The organism is Streptomyces niphimycinicus, assembly GCF_018883605.1.
In the GTDB taxonomy this organism is placed as follows: domain Bacteria; phylum Actinomycetota; class Actinomycetes; order Streptomycetales; family Streptomycetaceae; genus Streptomyces; species Streptomyces niphimycinicus.
On record NZ_JAHLEM010000319.1, the window covers coordinates 1 to 23,898 of the forward strand.

The 23,898-nt window shown below is 71.4% G+C and carries 17 protein-coding genes and 1 pseudogene; 6 read left to right on the forward strand and 12 right to left on the reverse strand.

The annotated features are described in order from the left end of the window. From KN815_RS26865 to KN815_RS26875, 3 genes and pseudogenes are all read right to left on the reverse strand, one after another. Positions 1 to 839, reverse strand: a pseudogene (locus KN815_RS26865) (hypothetical protein); the annotation flags it as partial. Further along, positions 836 to 2,611, reverse strand: a complete 1,776-nt coding sequence (locus KN815_RS26870) for an acyl-CoA dehydrogenase family protein (RefSeq protein WP_216344488.1) — start codon at positions 2,609 to 2,611, stop codon at positions 836 to 838. The pseudogene KN815_RS26865 and the gene KN815_RS26870, both read right to left, overlap by 4 nt. Beyond that, positions 2,608 to 4,383 (reverse strand): fatty acyl-AMP ligase, encoded by a 1,776-nt coding sequence (locus tag KN815_RS26875; protein ID WP_301184647.1) that lies wholly within the window; start codon positions 4,381 to 4,383, stop codon positions 2,608 to 2,610. The genes KN815_RS26870 and KN815_RS26875 overlap by 4 nt, the downstream gene beginning before the upstream one ends. Positions 4,384 to 4,796: 413 nt before the next feature. On the opposite strand from KN815_RS26875, the gene KN815_RS26880 reads away from it, so the two are divergent. Both KN815_RS26880 and KN815_RS26885 read left to right on the forward strand, forming a co-directional pair. Further along, positions 4,797 to 5,627, forward strand: a complete 831-nt coding sequence (locus KN815_RS26880) for an ABC transporter permease (protein WP_216344490.1) — start codon at positions 4,797 to 4,799, stop codon at positions 5,625 to 5,627. Positions 5,628 to 5,682: 55 nt separating this feature from the next. After that, the gene (locus KN815_RS26885; RefSeq protein ID WP_216344491.1) at positions 5,683 to 6,624 is read left to right on the forward strand and encodes a TauD/TfdA family dioxygenase; all 942 of its coding nucleotides are present in this window, start codon (positions 5,683 to 5,685) and stop codon (positions 6,622 to 6,624) included. A gap of 99 nt (positions 6,625 to 6,723) precedes the next feature. On the opposite strand, the gene KN815_RS26890 is transcribed toward KN815_RS26885, so the two are convergent. The 7 genes from KN815_RS26890 to KN815_RS26920 form a co-directional block, all read right to left on the reverse strand. Then, a complete protein-coding gene (locus KN815_RS26890; protein WP_216344492.1) occupies positions 6,724 to 9,990 on the reverse strand; it encodes a non-ribosomal peptide synthetase family protein in 3,267 nt (1,088 codons plus the stop codon). Next, positions 9,990 to 11,258 (reverse strand): ATP-grasp domain-containing protein, encoded by a 1,269-nt coding sequence (locus tag KN815_RS26895; protein ID WP_216344493.1) that lies wholly within the window; start codon positions 11,256 to 11,258, stop codon positions 9,990 to 9,992. Before KN815_RS26895 ends, KN815_RS26890 begins: the two co-directional genes overlap by 1 nt. Then, positions 11,255 to 12,739 (reverse strand): argininosuccinate lyase, encoded by a 1,485-nt coding sequence (argH, locus tag KN815_RS26900; RefSeq protein ID WP_216344494.1) that lies wholly within the window; start codon positions 12,737 to 12,739, stop codon positions 11,255 to 11,257. Before argH ends, KN815_RS26895 begins: the two co-directional genes overlap by 4 nt. After that, positions 12,736 to 13,809: a pyridoxal-phosphate dependent enzyme gene (locus tag KN815_RS26905; protein WP_253209269.1), complete on the reverse strand. Its 1,074-nt coding sequence runs from the start codon at positions 13,807 to 13,809 to the stop codon at positions 12,736 to 12,738. Before KN815_RS26905 ends, argH begins: the two co-directional genes overlap by 4 nt. Before the next feature lie 105 nt (positions 13,810 to 13,914). Continuing rightward, positions 13,915 to 14,856, reverse strand: coding sequence for an ATP-binding cassette domain-containing protein (locus KN815_RS26910; RefSeq protein ID WP_216344495.1), 942 nt, complete (start codon positions 14,854 to 14,856; stop codon positions 13,915 to 13,917). Positions 14,857 to 15,036: 180 nt separating this feature from the next. Continuing rightward, positions 15,037 to 15,771 (reverse strand): phospholipase D-like domain-containing protein, encoded by a 735-nt coding sequence (locus KN815_RS26915; RefSeq protein ID WP_216344496.1) that lies wholly within the window; start codon positions 15,769 to 15,771, stop codon positions 15,037 to 15,039. Between the two features lie 559 nt (positions 15,772 to 16,330). Then, entirely contained in the window at positions 16,331 to 16,966 is a 636-nt protein-coding gene (locus KN815_RS26920; RefSeq protein WP_216344497.1) for an HAD family acid phosphatase, read from the reverse strand. Positions 16,967 to 17,387: 421 nt separating this feature from the next. On the opposite strand from KN815_RS26920, the gene KN815_RS26925 reads away from it, so the two are divergent. Then, the gene (locus KN815_RS26925; RefSeq protein WP_216344498.1) at positions 17,388 to 17,561 is read left to right on the forward strand and encodes a hypothetical protein; all 174 of its coding nucleotides are present in this window, start codon (positions 17,388 to 17,390) and stop codon (positions 17,559 to 17,561) included. Further along, positions 17,558 to 18,358, forward strand: coding sequence for a DUF427 domain-containing protein (locus tag KN815_RS26930; RefSeq protein ID WP_216344499.1), 801 nt, complete (start codon positions 17,558 to 17,560; stop codon positions 18,356 to 18,358). Before KN815_RS26925 ends, KN815_RS26930 begins: the two co-directional genes overlap by 4 nt. A 74-nt stretch (positions 18,359 to 18,432) precedes the next feature. On the opposite strand, the gene KN815_RS26935 is transcribed toward KN815_RS26930, so the two are convergent. Beyond that, a complete protein-coding gene (locus KN815_RS26935) occupies positions 18,433 to 20,007 on the reverse strand; it encodes an AbgT family transporter (RefSeq protein WP_216344500.1) in 1,575 nt (524 codons plus the stop codon). Further along, a complete protein-coding gene (locus tag KN815_RS26940; RefSeq protein WP_216344501.1) occupies positions 20,007 to 21,308 on the reverse strand; it encodes a metal-dependent hydrolase family protein in 1,302 nt (433 codons plus the stop codon). The genes KN815_RS26935 and KN815_RS26940 overlap by 1 nt, the downstream gene beginning before the upstream one ends. Before the next feature lie 124 nt (positions 21,309 to 21,432). Here KN815_RS26940 and KN815_RS26945 point away from each other — a divergent pair, with 124 nt between their 5' ends. Together KN815_RS26945 and KN815_RS26950 are read left to right on the forward strand one after the other, a co-directional pair. Next, complete coding sequence (locus KN815_RS26945) at positions 21,433 to 22,494, forward strand: Lrp/AsnC family transcriptional regulator (RefSeq protein ID WP_216344502.1); 1,062 nt, start codon at positions 21,433 to 21,435, stop codon at positions 22,492 to 22,494. A gap of 153 nt (positions 22,495 to 22,647) precedes the next feature. After that, positions 22,648 to 23,898, forward strand: a 1,251-nt coding sequence (locus KN815_RS26950; RefSeq protein ID WP_216344503.1) for an O-antigen ligase family protein, incomplete at its 3' end; no start/stop codon positions are given.

Below are 23,898 nucleotides of genomic sequence, written 5' to 3' on the forward strand. Positions count from 1 at the left end.
TGGCCGGGCGCCGCGGCGAGCAGTTCGGGGTCGCACAGCGCGGTGACGGCCGGTGCGGTGATCAGGTCCGCGACGGTCATGCCGCTGAGGGGTGCGGCGGCGACCGCGGGCTCAGGCAGCCGGTCCGGTCGGCCGTCCGCCGTTCGGCCACTCGCTGCTCGGCCACTCGCCGCTCGGCCGCTCGCCACTCGGCCGCCCGCCGCGAAGAGCGCGCTCTGCATCTCGTTCAGCAGCAGATGGAAGGCGGGGTGTTCGCCCTCCCTGATGTAGAAGCGCGACCCCATGGCCAGCGAGAGGCGGTCCATCGCGCCCTGGAGCACGCGCGGTACGAGGATCCGGACCACTCGGTCGTGGGCGTCCGGCCAGGCGGGGAAGGCGTCGGTGTTCCGGACGGCGAGTGTGGTCAGCGCGTCGCACAGCAGCAGGTCGGCGTAGGCTCCGGCGAGTACCGCCCGCAACTGGGGGATGTCGATGGCCGCCGCGCCGTACAGGCGCCGGGCCCGCAGATGGCGCACCGTCATGCGCAGGCCGGAGTCCAGGGTGCCGACGGCGGTCGCGCCGACCGTCACGGCGCCGCTCCCCCACTGGGCCCCACCGCCGGACCGGGTGAGCGTGGGCGATCTGCGGTACCCGGCGCGCAGGGCGTGCATCAGCGGTTCCGGGTCCACATCGCCGCCGTCGATGCCGTCCACGCGGAAGGGCTCACCGGCCGGTGGCTGTCCGGCCTCCCGTGCGGCGAGGATCGCCCGGAAGCCGTTGGGGTTCGTGGTGTCGTAGGGGTCGCCGAGGCGCTTCTCCACGGTGGTGGCGAGGGCGACGGAACCGGTGGTGGTGGTCACGAGGCGGCCCCCTCCTGGGAGCTGGTCGGCTCCACGTGGTCGAGGAGCGAGTGGATGGGGGCGGACGGGCGGGCGAGGACCGCGTCGGCCAGGTCGTCGAAGACGGTGCGGTCGGCTTCGTCGACGGGCTCCTCCAGGTCGGTGAGCGCCTTGACGAGACAGGCGGTCAGCGCGGTCTCCGCGAGGGGGCTCTGGGCGCGGGCGGCGGCGCGCAGCCACAGATGGAGCGCCGAGGCCGCCGCGAAACACGACTCGAACCGCTCGGCGAACCCGAACGCGTGGCCGGGGACGGCACGGGGCGAGAACCGGACCGCCGCCAGCTCCTGGTGGAGCCGGTCGGACACCTCCAGGAGCCGCCCGGCCAGCGTGGTGAGCGCCGTGGAGGCGTGGCCACGTGCGGCCAGCTCGCGCAGCTCGCCGACCGCCGCCGACAGTCCGGCCACGACGGAGCAGCCGCCGCTGGAGACCAGGCCGAAGTCGCCGGGCCGCATCGGGCGCAGCGGGGCCTGCGGATTCGTGGCCTCGGCGAGGCCCTCCGCGTCCCACCGGCCCTTGGCGTAGCCGCGGGCGATGCGGGGGAACTGCTCGATGAGGGCGCTGCGGTTGACCAGGCTGCTGCCGTCGAAGATGCCGATGATGCGGTGGTCGCGTTCCACCTTGGCGAATCCGGAGTGCGGGTCGTCGGGGCTGAGCAGTCCGTACGGGCCGAGGAGGTGCAGCAGGCGCGCGATGAGGGCGTCGACCTCGGCGGGCACATATGCCTTCGCGGCGGCGGAGATGACGCTCATCTCGCCGGCGAGCGCGTGCGGGGAGCGCGCCGCCACCACGCCGGTGGCGTCGGCGAGCAGCAGGCCCGCGGCGGCCTCGCCCAGCTCCCGCCGCACGTACGGATCCCGTGCGAGCCCTCCGCCGTCCTGGGCCACGAACTCGGCGGCCAGGGCGAGCGCATGGTCTCCCGCGCCCAGTGACATCGCGACGCAGCCGGTCCGGGAGAGGTGCAGCGCCTTGAGGATGATCTCGATGCCCGCACCGACCCGCCCGATGAGCGCGTCCTCGGGCAACGGCGCGTCGTGGAAGGCGATGCCGCTGATGTCCGCGCCCCGGATGCCGTAGGTGGGCACCTTGGGCAGGTGGGTGAAGTGTTCCGGGGCGAGGCGGGACTTGTCCACGAGGAAGAGGCTGAAGCCGCGCGGTCCGCCGTTGTCGTCGGTGCGGGCGAGGACGGTGACCAGGCCGGCCCGGGTGGCGGAGTTGATCAGCCACTTCTCGCCGGACAGCAGCCAGCCACCGCCCGGGGCGGGCCTGCCGGTCAGTTCACCGGCCATCAGATCGCTGCCGTGGTGGCGTTCGGTCAGGGCACAGGAGACGGTCGTGCCCTCCGCTATCCGCTCTCCCAGCCGGCGGGCGGCCGCCGGCTCTCCCGCGATCCAGGTGGCGGCGGCACCGAGATAGGTCTTCCCGTGCGAGGCGGCCACGGTCAGGTCGATCCGGGACACGGCCCGCAGCAGCCCCATGACGACGTCGAAGCTCTCCAGTGCGCCGCCGTGTTCGGCCGGTACGTAGTAGCGCCGCAGTCCGAACGCGTCGAGCGCCTGGCATGCCTCGGCGGGAAACGCCTCCGTCCGGTCGAGTTCGGCGAGCGCCTCGGGTGCGAAGGGCTGCCCGGGTCCGGTGAGTTCGCCGAGCAGCCGGGTGAGCCGCTCAAGGGGCGCGGCGGAGGGGTTCTGGACCGGGGTGGTCGGTGAGGCGGTGGTCGGGGAGGTGGTGGTCATACGGCGGCTTCCTGGGGCTCGGGTAAGGGGCGCAGCAGGCTCTGCTCGTAGACCGCGTAGGTGGGCCGCAGCTCGCCGGCGCGGAACAGGTCGCGCATCGCGCGCCGCTGGATCTTGCCGCTGGTGGTGCGGCGTACTCCGCCGGGGCGCAGCAGCAGGACCGCGCCGACGGGGGCGCCGAATTCGCGGGCGACGGTGAGCCGCATCTCGGCGGCGAGTTCGCGCAGCCGTTCCTCGTCCTTGATGCCGCGCACCTCGTGGGTGACCACGAGTACGTCATCGCCCTGCGGGCCCTCGCCCGGTACGGTGAAGCAGGCGCCGACGAGGTTGCCCAGTTCGGGCCACTGGGTGCGCAGTTCCTGCTCGATGTCCTGCGGATAGAGGTTGCGGCCGCGCAGGTTGAGGACGTCCTTGATGCGGCCGGTGATGTGGAGTTCGCCCTCGTACAGGACTCCGAGGTCTCCGGTGCGCAGCCAGTCGGTGTCGCCGTCGGCGGTCGTGGCGTGGAACTCGGCCTCGTTGGTGGCCTCGCGGTTCCAATAGCCCTTGCCGACGATGTCCCCGCGGATCCAGATCTCGCCGACGCCGCCGTCGGGCAGGACCTGCCGGGTGTCGGGTTCGACGATGCGCACCTCGGCGCCGAGCGGCGGGCCGCAGCCGACGACGGCGCGGGCGGGCTCGTCGGGGGCCGCGGGCCGGAACTCGTGGCGTTCCAGGAGTTCGGCGGAGACGTGGCGCACCCGGGGGGCGGTGCCGGCGGCCCCGGCGATGAAGAGGGTCGCCTCGGCCATGCCGTAGCAGGGGGTCAGCGCGTCGGCGCGCAGTCCGTGCCCGGTGAAGCGCCGCTGGAATCGTTCGAGTACGGCGGCGCGTACGGGTTCGGAGCCGTCCAGCGCGTGCCGCCAGCGGGACAGGTCCAGGCCCTCGCTCTGGGCTTCGGTGACCCGTCGGCTGCACAGGTCGTAGGCGAAGTCAGGTGCCGCGGACGCCTCGACGCCATAGCGGTCGACCATGTGCAGCCACAGATGGGGGCGTTTGAGGAAGGTGGTGGGGCTCATCAGGACGGTGGTCGACCCGAGCAGCAGTGGCGGGAGGATCGAGCCCATCAGCCCCATGTCGTGGAAGTGCGGGATCCATCCGCCGATGGGGGTGGTGTCGTTCAGTTTCAGCGAGTCGGCGAGGTTGGCGGTGTTGTGCAGCACGTTGCCGTGGCTGATCATCACGCCTTTGGGGTCGCCGGTGGAGCCGGAGGTGTACTGGAGCACGGCGAGCGTGTGGTGTCCGGCGGGCGTGATCGTCCATGCGTCGGGATCGGCGGCCTCGCCGTCGTCGGTGACCAGGAGGGGAAGGCTGTCGAGTCCCTCCTCGGCGGCCCATGCCTCGATGTCGGCGCGGGTGGCGGTGTCGGTGAGGATCGCCACGGCGCCCGCGTCGTCCGCGATGCGCCTGACCCGGTAGCGCTCGTGCCGGTAGCGGCCGGGCAGGGACGAGGGAACCGCGACGGCGCCCGCGTACAGACAGCCGAGGAAGGCGATGAGAAAGGCCAGCCCGGCGGGGTACAGCAGGACGACGCGGCCCCCCGGCGGGACATGGGCGCGAAGCCGTACGGCGACGCTCCTGGCCTGTGCGTCGAGTTCCGCATAAGTGAGCCGTTGCGCTCCGTCGGTGCGCAACGGGTCCGTCACGAATACGGCCGCCGTCTTTTCCGGACGGTTTTCCGCATGCTCCCGGAGCACTGCGTCAACGGTGGGGGCGGTGACGATTCCCGCCATATCCGAGGCCCTGCCCTTCGTGTCCGCGGACTGAGTTTCCAGATGCCGATCCGGCACTGTCGTGCATTTCTACCGAGGGGCCGCAGACGGGGAAAGGCGCTGACAACAAATTGCACCGTGCACCCCATCTCCTCGTCGCAAAACCGACCAAACCGCCCGCATCTCATCGCGGTTCTCGTGCGCACCGGCCAGTACTGGCCATGAAACGCCCCGTCGGAGCCAATTCCGCGCGATAGAGTCGAAGCGCATTCGTTCCCCATGGACGACACAGCCATCCGATACCACCGCGCTCAGTCATCGCGTAGCCGGTCATGACGGCGGATTCTTTGATCCTGCCTTTCTTCGACTACCGCTCCAGGAATTTGGCGCACCGTGCCACGCACCAGCGGGCGCACCACTCCCGGAGGAAATTCATGACCCGTAGCACGTCATTACCGGACGGCGGCGCCTTCGCTCCCGCCTGGCACGGCAGCAGCCCCCCGGCACAACTGCTGATCCTCACCCAGCGGTCGCTCAAGGCCCATCTCGCACACCGCCGGACCCTGATCCTCGCCATGCTCCAGCCGGTCTTCATGCTGCTGCTGCTCAGTGAGGTCTTCGGCAGCATCGTCGACCTCGACCACCTGCCCGACGGCGTCTCCTACCTGGACTATCTGCTGCCCGCGCTGCTGGTGACCACGGGCATCGGCCCCGCGATCGCCTCCGGTATCGGCCTGGTCCGGGACATGGACAACGGCGCGGTGGCCCGGCTGCGCACCCTGCCCATCCACGCGCCGCTGCTGTTGTTCGCCCGCAGCTTCGCCGACCTGCTGCGCACCACCGCACAGCTCGCGATCCTGCTCGTGGTGGCCGTGGTGTTCATGGACGCCGACCCGGCCGGCGGCGTCGTGGGACTGGTGGCCGCGCTGCTGCTGACCTGTGTGGTGGTGTGGGCGATGACCTGGCTCTTCCTGGCGCTGGCGGCCTGGCTGCGCAGTGCGGAGGCGCTCCAGAGCATGGCCTATCTGGTGACGTTCCCGCTGATGTTCGCCTCCAGCGCCTTCGTCCCGGTGGACCGTATGCCGGGCTGGCTTCAGGTCCTGGCGATCCTCAACCCGCTGTCGTACGCGATGGATGCCTCACGCTCTCTCTGTCTCGACCAGCCGCTGGGCGCCCAGGTGTGGTCCGCTCTGGGCGCGAGCGCCCTCGTGGCGCTGTTCGGGGCGAGCGCGGCGGTGTGGGCGTTCCGGCGCCCCCTGGTCTGAACCCATCTTCCCCTTCTCACACCCTCCCCCTCATGAGACGAAACGGAGAGCCCTCATGCCCGAGCAGCGAGACGCCCTGCGGCGGCTGGACGCCGCCCCCGGGCCCGGCACCGACGCCGCGGCCTGGGCCGCCGAACACCGCGAGGAGATACGGGACCTGGTGGCCCGGCACGGTGCCCTGCTGGTCCGCGGGCTGGACCTGGACGGCCACCAGCACGCCGCCGCCGTGGTCCGCGGGATCATCGGCGAAGGCATGGCCGAGCGTGAGGGGTTCGCGCCCCGCGAGGAGTTCGGGCCGGGACTGTACTCCTCCTCGCACTGGCCGGCCGACCAGCCCATGTGCATGCACCACGAACTGAGCTATGCGGCCGAGGCGCCCCGGCTGATGGTCTTCGCCTGTGTCACCCCGCCCGCTGTCGGCGGAGTCACGGCCGTCGCCGACGCCCGTGCGGTGCTGCGTGATCTCCCGGACGAGCTCGTCGAGCGCTTCGAACGCCACGGCTGGGTGCTGACCCGCCACTACAACCCGTTCGTCGGGATCGGTTGGGAGGACGCGTTCGGCGCCAAGAACCCCGACGAGGTGGAGCGTTACTGCGCCGACCACGGCATCGAGGTGCGCTGGGACGCCGATGGCGGCCTGCGCACCCGGCAGACTCGCCAGGCCGTCATCACGGATCCCGAATCGGGCCAGCGGTGCTGGTTCAACCAGATCGCGTTCTTGAACGAGTGGACGATGGCCCCCGAGGTGCGTGAGTTCCTCACCGCGGAATTCGGCCCCGACGGGCTGCCGTTCAACACCTTCTACGGCGACGGCTCCCCCCTGGACAGCGCCACCGTCGAACTCATCAACGCGGTCTACGAGAAGCACACGGTGCGCAGGCCCTGGCAGCGGGGCGACCTGCTGGTCATCGACAACGTCCGGATGGCGCACAGCCGCGAGCCCTACCGTGGCGACCGCGAGATCGTCGTCGGCCTCGGCGAACCGTTCCGTCCCTGATCGCCGGTCCCTGGTCCCGGAGACCAGGGCCGACGGGCCATGGATGAGTGGCCACGGATGAGGGGGCGTACCCGGGCGGACCCGGGTACGCCCCCTTCGTCACTGGTCCCGCGGCGTGGACGGCGCGCAGCCGGACCGTACCAGCGCGGCGGTCTCGGCCGGCCGGGTGCGGACGAAGTAGTGGCCGCCCTCCGCCAGTTCGTGGAGGGTGATCCGGTCGGAGATCGCCTTCCAGCCGCCGTACTCCTCGGTGACGGCCGCCGTGGCGGCGTCGTCCCGTGCGACCACCACCTCCACCGGAACATCGAGGCGGTACGCCTCCGGGTCCTCGCCCATCGCGCGCAGATGCCGGCCGGCGGTCAGGACGTCGTGCTGGTAGGCGCGGGCCACCACATCGGCGCGCTCCGTCCCCAGCTCCTCCAGTTCCGTGTACACCTCTCCGGCCCGCAGCCGGGACAGCAGGCTCTGGTCGTCCGCCGTGGCCGCCCGGGTCATCTCGGCGGCGAGCGTCTCGGTGTCCGCCAGCAGCAGCGCGCCGATGTAGACGCGTTCGACGGGCCGGCCCGCCTCGGCCAGCAGCCGCGCCGTCTCCAGGGCGGCGGCCACACCGGTGGAGTGTCCCCACACCGACACCGGCCTGGGGACATGGGCGACGATCTCGTCCCGCACCCACTGGGCCAGGACGGGGACGTCCTCCATCGGCTCACCGTCGCCGGCGAAGTCATGGCCTGGCGGCTCCACACCGAGCACCGCGATGCCGTCGCGCCGGAGTTCGGCGGCCAGGGGCCGGAAGTTGACGGCGTTGCCCCCCGCGAAGGGGAAGCACACGAGGGTGTGGTGCGGGTCCGGCACGGCGGACAGCGGCTGGAGCAGCCGGGTCGCCACCGGGCGGGCGAAGGCGCCGCCGTCGCGGGGTTCGAGCACCGCCGCGCAGTCGGCGAGCACCGGGTGGGCGGCCAGGTCCTTCAGCGACAGCGCCCGGTCGAGCCGGACCAGGAGCCGCACCGCGGCCAGCGAGGTGCCGCCGAGTTCGAAGAAGTCGTCGGACCGGCCGATGCGCTCTCGCGGTACGCCGAGGACGTCGGCCCACAGTTCGGCCAGGCGCCGTTCGGCGGGGGTGGCGGGCGGGATGTGGGCGGGGCGTCCGGCCGTCTCCGCGGCGGGCCGCGCCAGCGCCTTTTTGTCGATCTTCCCGTTCTCGGTGAGCGGCAGCCGGTCCACCCGGTGGATATGGGTGGGCACCATGTAGTCGGGCAGGACGGTGGCGAGGAAGTCGCGCACGCGCTCCGCGGTCACCTCCTGCGAGCCGCTGAAGAAGGCGACGAGAACGCGCTGTTCACTGGTGTCGCCCTCGGTGACCACCGCCGCCTCGCGGACACCCGCCATGGTCAGCAGCTTGTTCTCGATCTCGCCGATCTCGATGCGGAAGCCGCGGATCTTGACCTGTGCGTCGCGGCGCCCCAGGAATTCGAGGCGGTCCTCGGGGAGCCACCGGCCGAAGTCACCGGTCCGGTACATCCGGCTGCCCGGCCGGAACGGGTCCGGGACGAACGCCTCCCGGGTGCGCTCCTCGTCGTTGATGTAGCCACGGCCCACGCACACCCCGGAGAACGCGATCTCGCCGGGCGTGCCCAGCGGCACCAGCGCCAGGTTCTCGTCGAGCACATAGGTGTTGACGTTGCGCAGTGCGCGGCCGACGGTCACGAAGTCGCGCTCCGGGACGCCGTGCAGCACCTCGTGCATCGGGTCGTCCGATGTCTCGGTGGCGCCGTAGGCGTTGACGAGCTGGACATCGGGGTAGGCGGCGAACCAGCGCTGCACCAGTTCGTAGGTGAGCGCCTCACCCGTCACCGACACCGAGCGCAGGGCGCCGAGCGGGCGGGGGTGCTGCTCCAGGTGGGTGAGGAGGACTTCCAGATAGGACGGGACGACCTGCATCACGGTGACCCGGCCCGCGACGATCTCCTCGACGAAGGCGCCGACATCGAGCTGGGTGCGGGTGTCCATGATCCGTACGCTGCCGCCGGTCAGCAGCGGCGCGGCGAACTGCCACAGGGAGATGTCGAAGCACTGCGAGGCGATCTGGGTGACCACGTCCCCGCCACCGGCCGTCATCCCGGTGTCCTCGATCTTCGCGTAGAGGTGGTTGAGGAAGCCCGCGTGTTCGCACAGGGCGCCCTTGGGGCTTCCGGTGGAGCCCGAGGTGAAGTAGATGTAGGCGGCCTGTCCGGGCGTCGGCGACACGCTGGGCGGCTCGGTGTGGCCGCCGCGCGCCAGGACCCGGGTCACCGACAGCCGGGTGAGCGGGGCGGCCAGCCGGGCGGAGACCGCACGCACCAGCGCCTCGCTGCCCGGCTCGGTCAGCGCGACGGCGCAGGCGCTGCGCTCCAACTGGGCGACGACCCGTTCGACCGGGAAGTCCGGCCGCACGGGCAGATAGACGCCGCCCGCCGTGAAGACGCCGAGGGCGGCCGCGATCCACTCCGGGGTGCGGTCCATGACGACGGCGACCACGTCCTCGGGCCCCACCCCGGCCTCGATCAGCGCGTGCGCGATCCGGTTGACCCGCCGCTCCAGCTCCCGATAGGTCCACCGGACCGTGCCGTGCTCGACCGCGATGGCGTCCGGGCAGCCGCGGGCCCGCTCCTGGAACAGGTCGACGAAGGTCGCGTCGGGCAGTTCGACGGTGGGTCCGGCGAGCCCGTGCAACTGCTTCTCGGACTCCTCGGGTGACAGCAGGCTCGGTGACTCGTGCCGCCCGTGCGGGGCGTCCGCGAGATGCCGCAGCGCGGCGAGGTGGTATCCGGCGAGGCGCCGGGCGTAGTCGCCGTCGATGGCGGCACGGTCGTACAGCACCCGCAGCGACAGGCCGTGTTCGTCGCGCGTCCAGGCCACGCGGAGCACCACACCGTCGTCCGGGGCGGCGGGCGAGCCCCCGTCGTGGGCCGGAGCCTGGGCCGGCCCGTCCTGGTGCTCCGCCAGCCCGGACAGGTCCAGCACGGCCTCGGGTCGTACGTCGGCCGCGGGCCCCAGGCCCTTCAGCGCCGCATGGGCGTGGGCCGCCAGCTCCGCCCAGGTGGTCTCGGCGACGGACAGGGCCAGCGGACGCGCGGGGCCCGGCCCGTCCTGCGGCACACAGCCGGTGAGCAGGTCCCGCTCGGCGGTCACGGTCGAAAGGACCCGGGCGTGACCGGCGAGCAGCAGGGCGGCCAGGGGGATGTCCAGTTCCCCCGCCGTACGTTCCAGGGCGCCCATGAGCTCCGCGTCCAGGCGGGTGCCGTGGACTCCGGTGCCCGTATCCGTCGCGGAGGGCAAGGTCCACCGGGGAACGCGGGTGAACGCCTCGGTCTTCGCGCTGTCTCTCATCAGCCTGCGACTCCTTCATCCGGCAGCGCCGGCTCCTCCAGCTCGATCCTGATCAGGCCCGCGGCGGCCGCCGCGCGGTCTCCGGCCTGCTCCCCGTCCGTCCCGGTGGCGACGACGCAGCCCAGGCGGTCCTGGAACGAGTTCGTCACCCGCACCGTCCGTCCGGGCGTGGTGCCGATCGCGACGGCCACCACACCGGGGGCCGCCTGGGCGGCCTCGACCCCGCTGATGCCCGTGACCCGCCCCTCGCGCTCGTTGCGCAGGAAGCGGACCGCGGCGTGCCCCCGGCCCGGCCGCGCGGGCGTCCGGCTCTGTCCGGCCGCGCGGGCGATCACGGCGTCGACCAGGTCGATGCCGAGGGCGGCCCGTACGGCGACGGGGATCATGCCGCCCGCGAGGCGCGGGTTGACCTCGATGACGACGGGGCCGTCCGCGGACATCCGCAGTTCGGTGTGGGCGGCTCCCCAGCCGAGGCCGAGCGCGGCCAGCGCCCGCAGGGCGGTGCCGCCGAGCGCGGTGGCGACGGCGCCGGGCACGGGTGCGGGCACCTGGTGTCCGGTCTCCACGAAGTACGGCCGGGGCCCGATGTGTTTGGCGACGACGGTGACGACGGTGTTGTCGAAGGTCTCGACCGAGAACTCCGGCCCTTCGACGGCCCCCTGGACCAGGATCCGGGCCGGCACCGGATTGCCGCGTTCGTCGGTGGAGCGGCCGAGCAGTTCCTCCGCCCACTGCCGGGTCTCCTCCCGGTCCCGGCACAGCCGGACACCGACCGAGCCCGAGCCGAGGACCGGCTTAAGCACGACCGGGTGGCCGATCCCGTCGGCGGCGCGCACCGCGTCGGCCACCTCACCGACGGCCACGCCGGCGGGCACCGGGACACCGGCCGCCGCCAGCGCGGCGGCCTGCGTCTCCTTGTCCCGGCACCGGGCGATGGCGTCCCCGTCCGCCGCGGGCAGGCCGAGCTTGGCCGCCGCACGGGCGGCGGTGGACACGAAGTACTCGGAGCTGGAGGCGATTCCGGCGAGCCCGCCGTCCGGTACGAGCCCGGTGCAGCAGTCCACCACCGCGGCCAGGTCACCGGTGTCCAGCAGCCTGGTGTCGACGCCGTCCTGCTCGACGTACACATAGCGGGCCGGGTCGCGGGTCAGCAGCACCGGCCGTAAGCCTCGTGCCCGCGCCGCCGCGCAGAACTCCCGCCCCGTTCCCGTGGTGTTGCTCTCCACGAACGCGAGCCAGGGCCCGCTCGTCCTGTTCTGCCCGGTCACCGTTCTCCGTCCTTCGCCGCCGTGGTTCCATGGCCCGCCAGGAGCGCTTCGACCGCGGCGTCCAGCCTCCGCTCCGCGTCCCGCGTCCGTCCGCGGTGGTCTGCGAGCCGTCGCCCATGGGCGGTGAGCCGCTCCCGCAGGACGCCCACGGCCGCGTCGGACTCGCCGGGGCCGCCGCCGCGGTCATGTGCCGCGACGACGTCGCGCAGGGAGGACAGTTCGGTGGCCGTACCGGTGGGGGCCCCGTCGGGCAGCGCGATCTTGGTGAGTTCCGTTGCCCCGCTCTCGATCGCCTCGCGCACGGCGGCGCCCACGATGTGGTGGGCGGTGCGGAACGGAACCCCCTGTGCCACCAGTCGGTTGGCGATCACGGTGGCGGTCACGAAGCTCTCCGCCGTACGCCGTTCCATCCGCTCCACGGCCGGGCGGGCGCCGCTGACGAGCACCTGGGCGAGGAGGACGGAGTCCCGTACGGCGGCCAGCGCGGGCCAGGCCGGAGCCACGGCCTCGGTGCCGACCTCGATGGAGTTGGTGAACGGCGCGGACTTCATGGCGGCGGCGGAGGCCGTCCAGGCGCCGATGGCCGCGCCCGCCTTGGCCTTGACGTGTTCCAGCAGGAACGCGTTGCGCTTCTGGGGCATGGCCGAGCTGCCGCCGACGAGCCGTTCGGGAAACTCGATCAGCCCGAACTCCTGGGTGCTCCACAGTTGCAGGTCGGTGGCGAGCCGGCTGAGCGTCACCCCGGCCGAGGACGCGGCGGCCAGTGCGCGCAGCAGCGTGTCCCGTGCGGCCACCGCGTCGATCGCGTGCAGCGGTGGGCCGGCGAACCCCAGCAGGGAGGCGGTGCGCGCCGGTTCGATGGGCAGGTCCGTCCCGGAGACCGCCCCGGCGCCCAGGGGGCAGCGGTCCAGCTCGTCCAGCGTCTGGCGCAGCGCGGTGATGTCGCGATCGAGCGCGGTGGCTATTCCGCACAGGTAGTAGCCGTAGCTGACCGGCATGGCCGGCTGGAAGTGGGTGTAGATGGGCATCACCACCTCGCGGTGGGCGCGGGCCCGGGAGAGCAGGACCGCCTGAAGCCTCAGCACCTCGCCGAGCAGATCGGTCAGTACGGAGCGCAGCCGCATCGCGGTGACGGTCGCCTTGATGTCGTTGCGGGAGCGTCCGGTGTGCAGCTTTCCGCCCACGTCGGTGCCGAGTTCGGACACGAGGTGGCCTTCGTACATCAAGTACAGGCCGCGTGGCGCCGGCAGCCCGTGCAGACTGCCGAAGCCCTCCGCGCGCAGCCGTGTGATGCGCTCCAGGAGCGCTGTGGCCGTGTCGGCGGGCAGCAGTCCGCACTCGGTGAGCATGACCACATGTGCCATGTCGATGGTGCTGATGGGTTCCAGTTCCCCGCGTATGGCGCCGGGATCCGGTTCGCCGTAGACGACGCGGCGGGTGCGCGGGCCGAGGATGTGGGTGAGCCGTCCGGTGGAGCTCACGACAGGGCCCGCTCGGCGAGGGGGTGCGTCACCCGGGGCACGACACCGGGCACCTCCTCGTAGGAGCGGCGGCCCCAGACGAGTCGGGTCCAGCGGTCACCGGCCTCGGCGGGGGACGCGACGGTCACCGGCTCGGTGGGACGCTCGGCGAGCAGTTCGCCGTTCGCGGCGAGCCACGCGTCGTCGTAGACGGTGGCCTGATAGCGGTATCCCTCGTCGGGCAGGATCACCACACAGAGTCCGTCCGGGTTCTTCGCCGCCCACCACTGGGCGACCAGATGGGCGGCGCCGCTGGTGGGGCCCTGGAAGAGGGCGGATTCGGCGTGCAGGGCCCGGGTCTGGGCGTATGCCTCGGCCGCGCTGCACCAGTGGATCTCGTCGAAGAGGGTGTGGTCGAGGTTGGCGGGCCACAGGCTGTTGCCCAGGCCGCGCAGCGAGCGGGGCCCGTCGGGCTGGCCGAACAGCACGCTGCGGTGGCTGTCGACGCCGATGATCTGGGTGTGCGAGCTGTATTCGCGCAGGCCGCCCCCGGTGCCACACATCGATCCTGCGGTGCCGACGGTGCCGACCAGGCAGTCGACGGTGCCGAAGGTGCGCACGAGCTGATCGGCCACCACATGGTACGAGCGGGCGTTGTCCGGGTTGTTGTACTGCTCGGGGCAGAAGGTGGACGGCAGCGAGGCGCGGATCTCCGCCAGCTTGGTCAGCCGGGCTCCCTGATACCCGCCGACCGGCGCGGGCTCCAGGCACATCTCCACCTTGGCGCCGAGGTCGGTCAGTCTGCGGTGGAGGTTGTCGTCGATCGCGGGGTCGCTCACCAGGATCAGCTCACGCTCCATCAGCGCCGCCTGCATCGCGAGGGAGAGTCCGAAGGTGCCCGAGGTGGTCTCGACGATCACGGTGTCCTCGGTCAGCTCACCGCGTTGCAGCGCGCGACGCAGGATGTACTGCGCCGGCACGAGTTTCATCAGGGTGAAGACCGCGCCGTACAGATTGGGGCCGAGCCGGATGAGGCGTGGCAGCATCTGGGCCTCGGTGATGGAGCGGTAGGTCAGTGCGGGCAGCGGCATGGAGACTCCTCGGAATCCGGGGGCGGGCCGCGGATCGGGGATCCGGCGGGCGCCCCGCGGCGGTCGTGGGGGCATGGCCTGTCGGCCGGGGCCCGGGGGCGGGAATCAGAAGAGGACCGGCAGGTCGGACAGCCCCTCGGCGAGGGCCACATAGACGTCGTCGAGGGTCGGCTCGGACAGCGAGATCCCGGTGATCAGCACTCCCGCGTCGTCCAGGGCCCTGACGACGGCGGCCAGGGCGGCGGATTCGCGCACGGGGACGCAGACCGTGCCCGCGGGCTCACCGGGCTGCGGCTCAAGACCCGCGTGGCGCAGCGCGGCCCGGGCGGTCGGTTCGGCCGCCGGATCGGCGAGGGTGGCGCGGACCGAGCTGACGCCGAGTTGCTCCTTGAGCTGGGCCACCGAGCCGTCGGCGATGGTCCGGCCGCGGCCCAGCACGATGACCCGGTCCGCGAGTTGTTCGGCCTCTTCGAGGTACTGCGTGGTCAGCAGGACGGTGGTGCCGCCCGCCACCGCCGTCCGGACCGAATCCCACAGCCCGCTGCGGCTGACCGGATCGAGTCCGGTGGTGGGTTCGTCGAGGAACAGCACCTGGGGGCGGCTGACGAAGCTGCTGGCGAGGTCGAGGCGGCGGCGCATGCCTCCCGAGTACGTGGCCGCCGCCCGGTCGGCCGCGCCGGTCAGGGCGAAGGTCTCCAGCAGCTCATCCGCTCTCGCCCGGGCCTCGATGCGGCTCGCGCCGAGCAATCGGGCCACCAGGATGAGGTTGTCCCGGCCGGACAGGTTCTCGTCCACCGCGGCGAGCTGTCCGGTCAGGCCGATGCGCCGGCGTACCTCGCGGGCCTCGCGCACCACGTCGTATCCGGCCACCCGTGCCGTGCCCCGGCTGGGCGGCAGCGCGGTGGCGAGGATGCTCACCAGCGTGCTCTTGCCCGCTCCGTTGTGGCCGAGCAGGCACAGAACCTCGCCCTCCCCGATCCGGAAGCTGACACCGTCCAGCGCCCGGGTGCTGCCGTAGGACCGGCTCAAGTCCGTCACTTCAATCATCGCGCTATTCACCGGATGTCATTCCTCGCAGGAAGCGGATCGGGCAATGCATGAGAGGCTGGGAAGTTCCTACATTCGCCGCTCAATCCCCTGCAAGACCCATACAACAAGTTGCCAGACAGTGCGGGTGAGTTCAGGAGAGCCGACTCTTCCTGACAGGTTCTGACCACTGCCGGGTGATTACGCCGGCTGCGAGTCCTCATCATCGACGGAGTCCACATAGGGCAGCAGACCCAGCTCCACCGCTCGGGCGCCGGCCTGAAATCGTGAATTCGCACCGAGTTCACGGGTGATTTCGGCTACGTTCCTTCGATAGGTGCGGACCGACATGCCGATTTCCCGGGCCGCGGCTTCGTCGGTGCGCCCCGAACTCAGCGCCATCAGTATCCGCCGGGCCATGACGCTGCGGGTCCGGACGCTGAGGCGGCGGTGGTCCTCGAGCGCCGCGCTGCCGTTCCAGGAGATCGTGAACAGGGTGCGCAGATTGCGCAGCACGGCCGGTGACCGCACCAGCACCGCCTCACGCGAGAGTTCGCCCGAGCCGGACCACACCACGCTCACCGAGCCGTCGGCGAGCACCATTCCGTGCAGCGGCTCCCCGATAAGCCTGACGTCGACTCCGGATGCGTACTTCTCCAGGCATTTCAGGAGATATCGCTCGTCCATCAGCCCCACCCGCCCCAGCAGACGCACGTCGACCCCCCGGGCGACGGCCCTGCCCAGCAGCGCGACAAGCCGGGCGGCCCGCTGGTCGTCGCCGCCGGTGAACACGACGGCAAGGCTCTGCTGCGCCGACTCGATGACCTGCTCGGCGGCGTCCACACCCTCCTCCGGCTCCATCTCGGTGAGGAGCCGTTCCTCGCTGCGATGGCGATCGACGGCCGACTTGACGAGTCGGCCGGCCTCCAGGAGCAAGCGCTCGACCTCTCCGCTGAAGACCGCGCCCCGCGGTCTTAACAGCGTGATATCAGAGTCTGGTTCGGGTTCCGGACCGGTGGAATTCTTGGCGATGATGAACGCGTCATTGCAAGGGATTGGCACAGCTCCCCCTGAAGCCTGGGATTAACGTCCTAAACCCGGCGTTGTTGCCGAAAGGAAGGGTTGCGACTCACGAGTGCACCATGGGATCAAGGCAGTTCAGGGAGAACAGGCAGCTCGCTGTTCGACCACACCGTCCGCGCTCGGAACGTGGCACGCACTTTCCATGCGCACCCCATCCCCCCGCGAGCAAAGACGCAACGATCTCACCTTGACCGACCATGGCGCTGGACTATACCCATCCGCTCCCAGCGCAGGGAATGGTTGAACCCCTAAAGACAATGGGGGAAACCTCATTGTAGAGTGCGGATTCTCGCCCCCAGGCAACCGGAAACCCGTATCCGGCATCGCCCCTGAGGGAAACCGGAAGCACGGCCACCGGCGGACGGGCTCCGGCGGCCCGCTGCGGGGAGCCGCCGGAACCCACTATTCCGATTCAGGACAACTGACCGTCGTAGTCAGGCAGTTTGAATGTGCGCTCGGCGTGTCCACCGACAAGATCGCTCTGACTGTTTCCGATGTTGGCGATGATGGTGTAACCCAGGGACTCGATCTCCGCCCGCTTGGCCGTCTTGTACTCGGTCGGGTCACCGAAGATGTCACCCAGTGACCGCTGGTACAGGCCGGTGATCGGGTAGCCGACGTGCACCAGGTTGCCGCGGGTCACCTGCTCGAGGATGTCCGGGCGCGCGGTGATGAAGAAGATGCCCACCCCACGCTCGTTCGCGTAGCGGGTGAGCTCAAGGACCCGCTCGACGGCGGGAGTCGGCGGGAACAACTGGAAGTACGTCTCCAGCGAGGTGTTGTCCACGTCGAGGACGATCGCCTGCTTCTGTCCCCCGCCGTTGCTGATGCGCTCCTGTATGTAGGGAAGGGCCTGGTCCATCACCTTGTCGACGTCGTTCTTCCACGTCTGGTAGTCGACGGCCGCGGCGGCGCTGGGGGCCGCGGCCGCCGTGGTACGCGCCCGATCCGCCCCGAGGGCCTGCGCGTCCACCGTCCCCGCCAGCCCGAGCACCGCCGCGGTGGCGACAACCGCTCCCACCCGTGCCTTGCGTAAAGCCGCTCTCATAGTCGCTTCCTCCGTTGCCTCAGCCGTGACCGGCGGCCACGATTCGGCTCGAAGCTAAGGCCGCCACCGATGCTTCGGCGAGCCCCTGGCCGCAACCGGAGCGAGCCACGGTGACCGCATACACCGGCCGTGGACGCAACCGGGTGCATCTCGCCGGACCGGCCGGAATCATGGCAAGTAGCTGCCACCGGGCATGAGCCGTGGCGGTGGGATTAGGGTGGAAGTGTCATCGCGCGGATGTCCCTCACAGGCCGATGAACGGATCGATCCAATGCCCAGAGCGACCAAGACACCACCTGCCACCAGCGCGGACTCCCGGGCACCGGCTCGGGCCGCGAGGAGAGGATCCCATGGGCCGCGCGCCGCTGCCGACAGCGTCTGCGCGCGCCATTCGGTGACCGTCTACTTCGGGGAGCGGCGAGTGGAGCTTCCGTCGGAGGAACAGCTCTGCTTTCTCGCGGGCGTCGGCCTGCTCGCCGCGGTCGGGGTCATCGAATGGCCGGTGGCCGCGGCCATAGCGATCGGGCACGGGCTCGCCCACAGCCAGCATGGCAAGGCGCTGCGCGAGTTCGGAGAGGCCCTGGAAGAGGTATGACAGAGCACCCGCCGGACTACCCCGGGATGATCGTTCCGGTCGGGCATGTGGAGCCCGTACCGCGCCGCATCCGCGGCTACGTCGCCGGCCGCCTCGTCTTCGACACCGTGCGAGCGCGCTATGTGTGGCTCTGGCCGGGCTATCCGCAGTACTGCGTGCCCCGCGGCGACATCGCCGAGGGGGCGCTGGTGGACGAGGGCCGGAACCTGACGCTCAAGGTCGGCGGAGCACGCCGCCAGAGCCTCCACCTGGGCTCGCTCACCCGCCCGGGCGCGGCCTGGGAGTGGGCCGAGGACGCGCCCAGCGGCATCGTCGGCCACATCAGCTTCCGGTGGGAGGCCATCGACGCCTGGTTCGAGGAGGACGAGCAGGTGTTCGTCCACCCCAGGAGCCCCTACACCCGCGTCGACGCGCTCCGGTCGGGCCGCGGTGTCCGCGTCGAGCTGGACGGCACGGTGCTCGCCGACGCCCCGAACTCGGTGATGGTGCTGGAGACGGGGCTTCCGACGCGCTACTACCTGGACCGGGTGTATCTCGACTGGACGCGCATGGAGCCCACCGACACCGTCACGAGCTGTCCGTACAAGGGGACGACGAGCGGCTACTGGGCTGTGCGGACCGACACCGCCACCTACCCGGACCTCGCCTGGGCCTACGACTTCCCGACCCGGCAGGTGTCCCCCGTCGCCGGACTGGTCGCCTTCTACAACGAGCAGGTCGACCTCTATCTGGACGGACGGCCGCTCCCCCGCCCCGCCCCGGTCACCAGGGCGATCTGGGAGAAGGAACAGCGATAGGCGGCAACACCCGATCACACGGTGGTTCCGTCCGCTCGGCCGTGCGGACGGAACCACCGTGTGATCGGGGAGCGTCATTGGACGCCGATATGCGCTCCGGGACCGAGCGGCAGGTCCAGGCCGTAGAAGATGCCGAGGATCGCCAGCCACACCACCAGGAACGGCACCACGAAGATGGCGAGCCGGGAGATGAGGGTCCCCAGCCGGGCTTCCGGTTCGTATTCACGGACCATCGCCAGGATGAGGAGGAGATACGGATTCATCGGGGTGATGGCGCCGGTCGCCGAGTCACCGATGCGGAAGGCCGCCTGGCTGAGCGCCGGGCTCATGCCCATCAGCATGAACGCCGGGATGAACACGGGCCCGACCAGGGACCACAGGGCGGATCCGGAGAGGATCACCAGGTTGAGGCAGGAGGCCAGCAGGACGAACGCGATGATCGCCCAAAAGCCGGTCACACCGATGGCGTTGAACAGCGCGGCGGCCTTCACCGCCAGCAGCACCCCAAGGTTGGACCAGGTGAAGAGCGCGATGACCTGGGCCGCGAAGAACATCATCACGATGTAGCCGGACATGTTCTTCACCGAGTCGGTCATCGCGGTGACCACGTCCTCGGTGCCGGTGAGCTTCTTGACCGTGAAGCCGTAGGTGAGCCCGGCGAGCAGAAAGGCACCGAAGAGGACCGGGACGACACCGCTGAGCACCGGCGAGGGCACGAAGGCACCGCCCTCTCCGCGCAGCGGGGCGCCCGGCGGCAGCCAGAGCGCGAGAACCGCCGCCAGGTAGAGGCCGACGACCGCGCCGGTGTACGCGAGCCCCTTGCGCTGCACCGGGGTGAGCGCCAGGTCCTCCCGCGGGGTCTCGCCACGGTCGGCCGCCTGGTAGGGAGCGAGGCGTGGTTCGAGGACGCGGCTGATGAGGAATCCGCCGAGCAGCCCCAGGACGACACTGCTGGCGGCGGTGAAGAAGTAGTTGATGAGCACATGGATATGAAGGCCCTCGGCGGCCGGGAGCACCGAGGCCGCCTGCTGGGTGATGCCCACGTACAGGGCGTCGAGCGAGCCGATGGTGAATCCGGCCGCGTAGCCCGCGGTGACACAGGCGAAACCGCCGATGAGGCCCGCCACGGGATGGCGTCCGGCGCTCTTGAACACCAGGGCCGCCAGCGGGGGCAGCACGATGGCGCCGACATCGCTCATCATGTGCGCCTGGCTGGCGATGACCGCCACCGCGTACGGCAGCACGGCGCGCGGCACCCGGGCCAGTGAGGCCCGCATCGTGGTCTCCAGCAGGCCGGTCTTCTCCGCGAGTCCGACCACCATCATCAGCACCAGGACGGCGCCGATCGGCGGGAAGGTGGCGAAGTTGGGGATCAGGTTCTCCAGCAGCCAGCGCAGCCCCTCACCGGTGAGCAGCCCGCCGATGTCCTTGGTGTCATCGGTGCCGGGAACGGTGACGGAGACGCCGGTCAGGGCGAGGACGGTGGAGAGGACGGCCAGCAGCACGAAGAGCGCGGCGAACAGGACGATGGGGTTGGGCAGGGCGTTGCCGGCCCGTTCGATGAAGGAGAGGACACGGTCGAGGCCGCCGCGCCGCTCCTTGTCCGGGGAGGTGCCCTCGGGGGCGGGCAATCCGGTCACCGCCGGCATCAGGGCCGCCGTCCGGCCGGCGTGGCCGATGGCAGGAGGCCCTTGGTGTCCTTGCGGACCTGGCCGTCCTGCACGACGCACACGACGTTGGCGGGATCGCCGAGCACACCGATGTCCGCGAGCGGGTCCCCCTCGCAGAGGATGAGGTCGGCGACGCGGCCGGGGGCGAGTGTGCCGAGCCGGTCGGCGACGCCGAGGAGTTCGGCGGCGGTCCGGGTGCCGGCCACGATGGCGTCCATCGGGTCCATGCCCAGGTCGACGAGGTAGCTCAGTTCCATCAGGTTCTGTCCGTGCGGGCAGACGGCGGCATCGGTGCCGAGCGCGATCCGGGTCCCCTGCTCGATGGCGCGGGAGATGTTCTCCTTGGTGATGCCGGACCAGCGCACCTTCTTCTCGTAGTGATAGGGCTCCATGGTGGCCTTGTCGATGCCCGCGTAGACGGTGGAGAGGGTCGGGACGACGTAGACGCCGCGCTCCCCGGCCATCTCCCGGGCCCGGTCGTCCAGCCCGTAGCCGTGCTCGATGCTGGTGACCCCGCCGCGGATGGCGTTGAGGATGCCCGCGTTTCCCTGGGCGTGCGCGGCCACCGGCTTGCCGCCGTGGCGCCGGCACTCGTCGACCACGGCGCGGATCTCCTCCTCCAGGAGCCCCTCGTCGTCCGGCTGGTCATACGGGCTTCCCATGCCACCGGTGGCGCAGATCTTGACCAGGTCGGCACCCGCGCGCAGCACCTTGCGCACCGCCAGGCGCGCCTCGTCCACGGTGTCGGCCAGCATGGACATCTCACCGCCGCTGAGGTCGGTGCCGTCGGGCAGCCGCACATCGGCGTGGCCACCGGTGTGGCTGATGATCCGTACGGCGGTGTGCACCCGGGGGCCGGTGATCCGCCCGGTCTCGACGGCGGTGCGGTAACCGGTGGCCAGGCCGCCCAGGTCCCGGATGGTGGTGACGCCCGCGTCGAGGGTCTGCCGCAGCCGGGTGGCGGTGTCGTAGGTGACCAGGACCGGGTCGAGTTCACCACGGCGGCCGGGGGGTGACGCATGGGCGTAGGCGAGGTGGGTGTGGCAGTCGAAGAAGCCCGGCAGCACGGTGCGGCCGCCCGCGTCGATGACACGACCGGTGAAGGCGTCGCCGGAGGCCGGGAGCGCGGTCGCCGCCGGGCCCGCGTAGGTGATCGTTCCTTCGGCGTCGGCGATGACGACGGCGTCCGCGATCGGCGTCGCCCCAGTGCCGTCGATCAACGTGGCGTTCTCCACGCGCAGAGCGGTCCTGGTGGTCTCGGACGTGGTGGCATCCGTCATGAGCGAGATCTCACTCCTCGTTGAGGGAACTGGTGGGGAGGAGTGTCGATCCATCGCGTGTTTCGGGTGTTATCGTGCAGCATTCCATCGAGATTCATATGCGATACGCAGAAAAGCGCCGCCCATGCACACGCAGGATTACGCCGCGCATGACCTCGACGAGTTGGATCGTGGCCTCGTGCACGCGCTACAGATCCATCCCAGAGCCCCGTGGACACTTGTCGGTGATGTCCTCGCGGTGAACCCGGTGACGGCCGCGCGACGCTGGCAGCGGCTCCAGGAGGCGGGGCTGGCCTGGGTGACCGCCTATCCCCAGCTCTCCGACTCCCGGATCGTGGTGACCGGCATCGTCGAGGTCGACACCGAGCCCGGGGTCGGGGAGGACGTGGCCGAGGCCCTGGCGGCCGAGCCCTCGGTGGCCAACGTCAAGCTCACGGCGGGAAGCCGGGATCTGGTGATCGCGCTCCAGGCTTCGGACCTGGGCGAGCTGGCGCAGCTCACCACGGTCCTCTTCCGGGGCGCGCCAGGGGTGCGGGCGACCCGTACGCATGTGACGACGGCCCTGCCCTCCGAGGGCAGCCGGTGGCGGCTTCGCGCCCTGGACACCGCGCAGTGCGGCCGGCTCGAGGCGGCGCTCCCGCCGATCGAGCCGCTCCCGCCGGGGGCGGCCGGCTGGGACCCCCTGGATGTGCGGCTCCTGGAACTGCTGAGCGTCGACGGCCGCATGGCGATCAGCGACCTGGCGGAGCGCGCCGAGGCGCCCCTGACCACGGTCCGCCGGAGGCTGCGGGGGCTGCTCGGCTCACGGGTGTGCCTGCGCTGCGACCTGGCCCGGCCACTGTCCGGGTGGCCGCTGTCCGCGGTGTACTTCGCGTCCGTACCGGCCGAGCGCCTGGAGGAGACCAGCCGGGCGCTGGCCGGGGTGCGGGAGGTCCGGTCGTGTGCGATCACGGCGGGCCCGCACAACCTGGTGATCGACGTCTGGCTGCGCGTGGCCGGCGATGTGCACGCCTTCGAGGCGCATCTGTCGAGGCGGCTGCCGCAGCTCACCATCGACGACCGCTCGGTGGTGCTGCGCACCGTCAAGCACATGGGCCGGCTACTGGACCGAAGTGGCCACAGCGTGGGCATCGTCCCGCTGCGCCCCTTCGCCGCCCCGGCTCCCGGGAGTGCGGCGGCCACCTGACGCGACCGGCGCCCGGCCCGTGTCGGCTTCGGGCCCGTCGGGGCGGTTCTGCCGGGTCCGGACCGGTCGGGGGCACACCGGACGTGCGGGCGCTTTCCGCTGTTCGTGTGGGTGCCATCTGCCGGTACCCGCGGCCGGACACGCTGGGGCGCCATGGCACCTGTGCGCGCGACAGTCCAGGCCGTTCCGCTGATGGCTACGGCCGTCGTCATGCTCGATTCGGCCACCGACTTCTTCCCGGACGCCCCTCTGGTCGGCGTCCTCACACCGGTGCGCCTCGCCGTGCTGGCGGGGCTGGTCGCGACGGCGGTGACGGCGCCGCGGCTCGCCACGTTCCGCACCCGGCTCGACCCCGCCATCGCGCTGCTCCTCCTCAGCGCCATCGCCACCACGTACGTCGGCGGGCACCCCGACGCGCCGCTGCGCGCCCTGCTGACCGCCGTCGCCACCTTCTATCTGCTGGTCGGGGTGCGGCGGGCGCAGCCCGAGTCGTGGCGGGCGGTCGCGCTGCTCGCGCCGGCCGCCGTGGCGGCCGCGGCCACCTCGGCGTTCGCCCAGGTGACCAACGAGGTGCCGACCGGCTTCTGCCGTACTGGTCTGTTCACCGACGTCGACTGCGACAGCGGCGGGCCCGGGTCGATGATCCGCGCCACCGGCACCTTCGCCAACCCGAACCTGCTCGCCGCGTTCCTGGTGCTGCTCACCCCGATCGCCCTGCTGGCCGCGGTGACGGTCGCCGAGCGCACGGCCCGCGTCGCGGTCGTGAGCGTGGGGCTCATCGGCTACGGCGCGGTGCTGACCACCTTCTCCCGGGCGGGCTGTGTCGCGGCGGCGGCGGGTCTGCTGGTGCTCGGCGGCGCGTACTGGCTCGCCCCCCGCCTCGGCCGGTGGGGGGCGCGGACGCTGACGGTCGTGGGGCTGGCCGGACTGGTGGCCGTGACGGTGGCGCTGTGGGTGGTCTCGCGCGCCGGGGACGCGCTCGGTGTCCGTGGCCAGGCGTGGAAGGCGGCCGTCGACCTCGCCGTGGACCAGCCGCTCGGTGTCGGGCTGGGGCGGGCCGGGGACGCGGTTTCCGCCGCCGTACCCGGCGGCCGGACATTCGTCCACGCCCACAACATGTGGCTGAACTGGCTGGCCGAAGCGGGCGTGGCCGGGTTGCTCGGCATGGTGCTGGTGACCGTGATCGCCCTCGCCACGGCGGTCCGCGCCGCCCGGGAGAAGTCCGTGGCCGGAGTCGTCGGGCTCGCCGCCCTGACGGGGTTCTTCCTCGCGGCCACGGTGGACCACCCGGCCAATCTGGACCGGATCGCCATGCTCTTCTGGCTGGTCCTCGGCCTCGTCATGGCCGAGGTCCCGGGCCGGTGGCGGGACTCGGGGACGCCCGCAGAGGCCCCCGCCCGCTCG

Bases quoted from the DNA above. Each gene is read 5' to 3' on its own strand.
- KN815_RS26930 (WP_216344499.1), top strand. From the start codon at position 17,558: ATGACAGAGCACCCGCCGGACTACCCCGGGATGATCGTTCCGGTCGGG.
- KN815_RS26935 (WP_216344500.1), bottom strand. From the start codon at position 20,007: ATGCCGGCGGTGACCGGATTGCCCGCCCCCGAGGGCACCTCCCCGGAC.
- KN815_RS26875 (WP_301184647.1), bottom strand. From the start codon at position 4,383: ATGGCGGGAATCGTCACCGCCCCCACCGTTGACGCAGTGCTCCGGGAG.
- KN815_RS26940 (WP_216344501.1), bottom strand. From the start codon at position 21,308: ATGACGGATGCCACCACGTCCGAGACCACCAGGACCGCTCTGCGCGTG.
- KN815_RS26890 (WP_216344492.1), bottom strand. From the start codon at position 9,990: ATGAGAGACAGCGCGAAGACCGAGGCGTTCACCCGCGTTCCCCGGTGG.
- KN815_RS26910 (WP_216344495.1), bottom strand. From the start codon at position 14,856: ATGATTGAAGTGACGGACTTGAGCCGGTCCTACGGCAGCACCCGGGCG.
- KN815_RS26905 (WP_253209269.1), bottom strand. From the start codon at position 13,809: ATGCCGCTGCCCGCACTGACCTACCGCTCCATCACCGAGGCCCAGATG.
- KN815_RS26885 (WP_216344491.1), top strand. From the start codon at position 5,683: ATGCCCGAGCAGCGAGACGCCCTGCGGCGGCTGGACGCCGCCCCCGGG.
- KN815_RS26945 (WP_216344502.1), top strand. From the start codon at position 21,433: ATGCACACGCAGGATTACGCCGCGCATGACCTCGACGAGTTGGATCGT.
- KN815_RS26870 (WP_216344488.1), bottom strand. From the start codon at position 2,611: ATGACCACCACCTCCCCGACCACCGCCTCACCGACCACCCCGGTCCAG.
- KN815_RS26920 (WP_216344497.1), bottom strand. From the start codon at position 16,966: ATGAGAGCGGCTTTACGCAAGGCACGGGTGGGAGCGGTTGTCGCCACC.
- KN815_RS26880 (WP_216344490.1), top strand. From the start codon at position 4,797: ATGACCCGTAGCACGTCATTACCGGACGGCGGCGCCTTCGCTCCCGCC.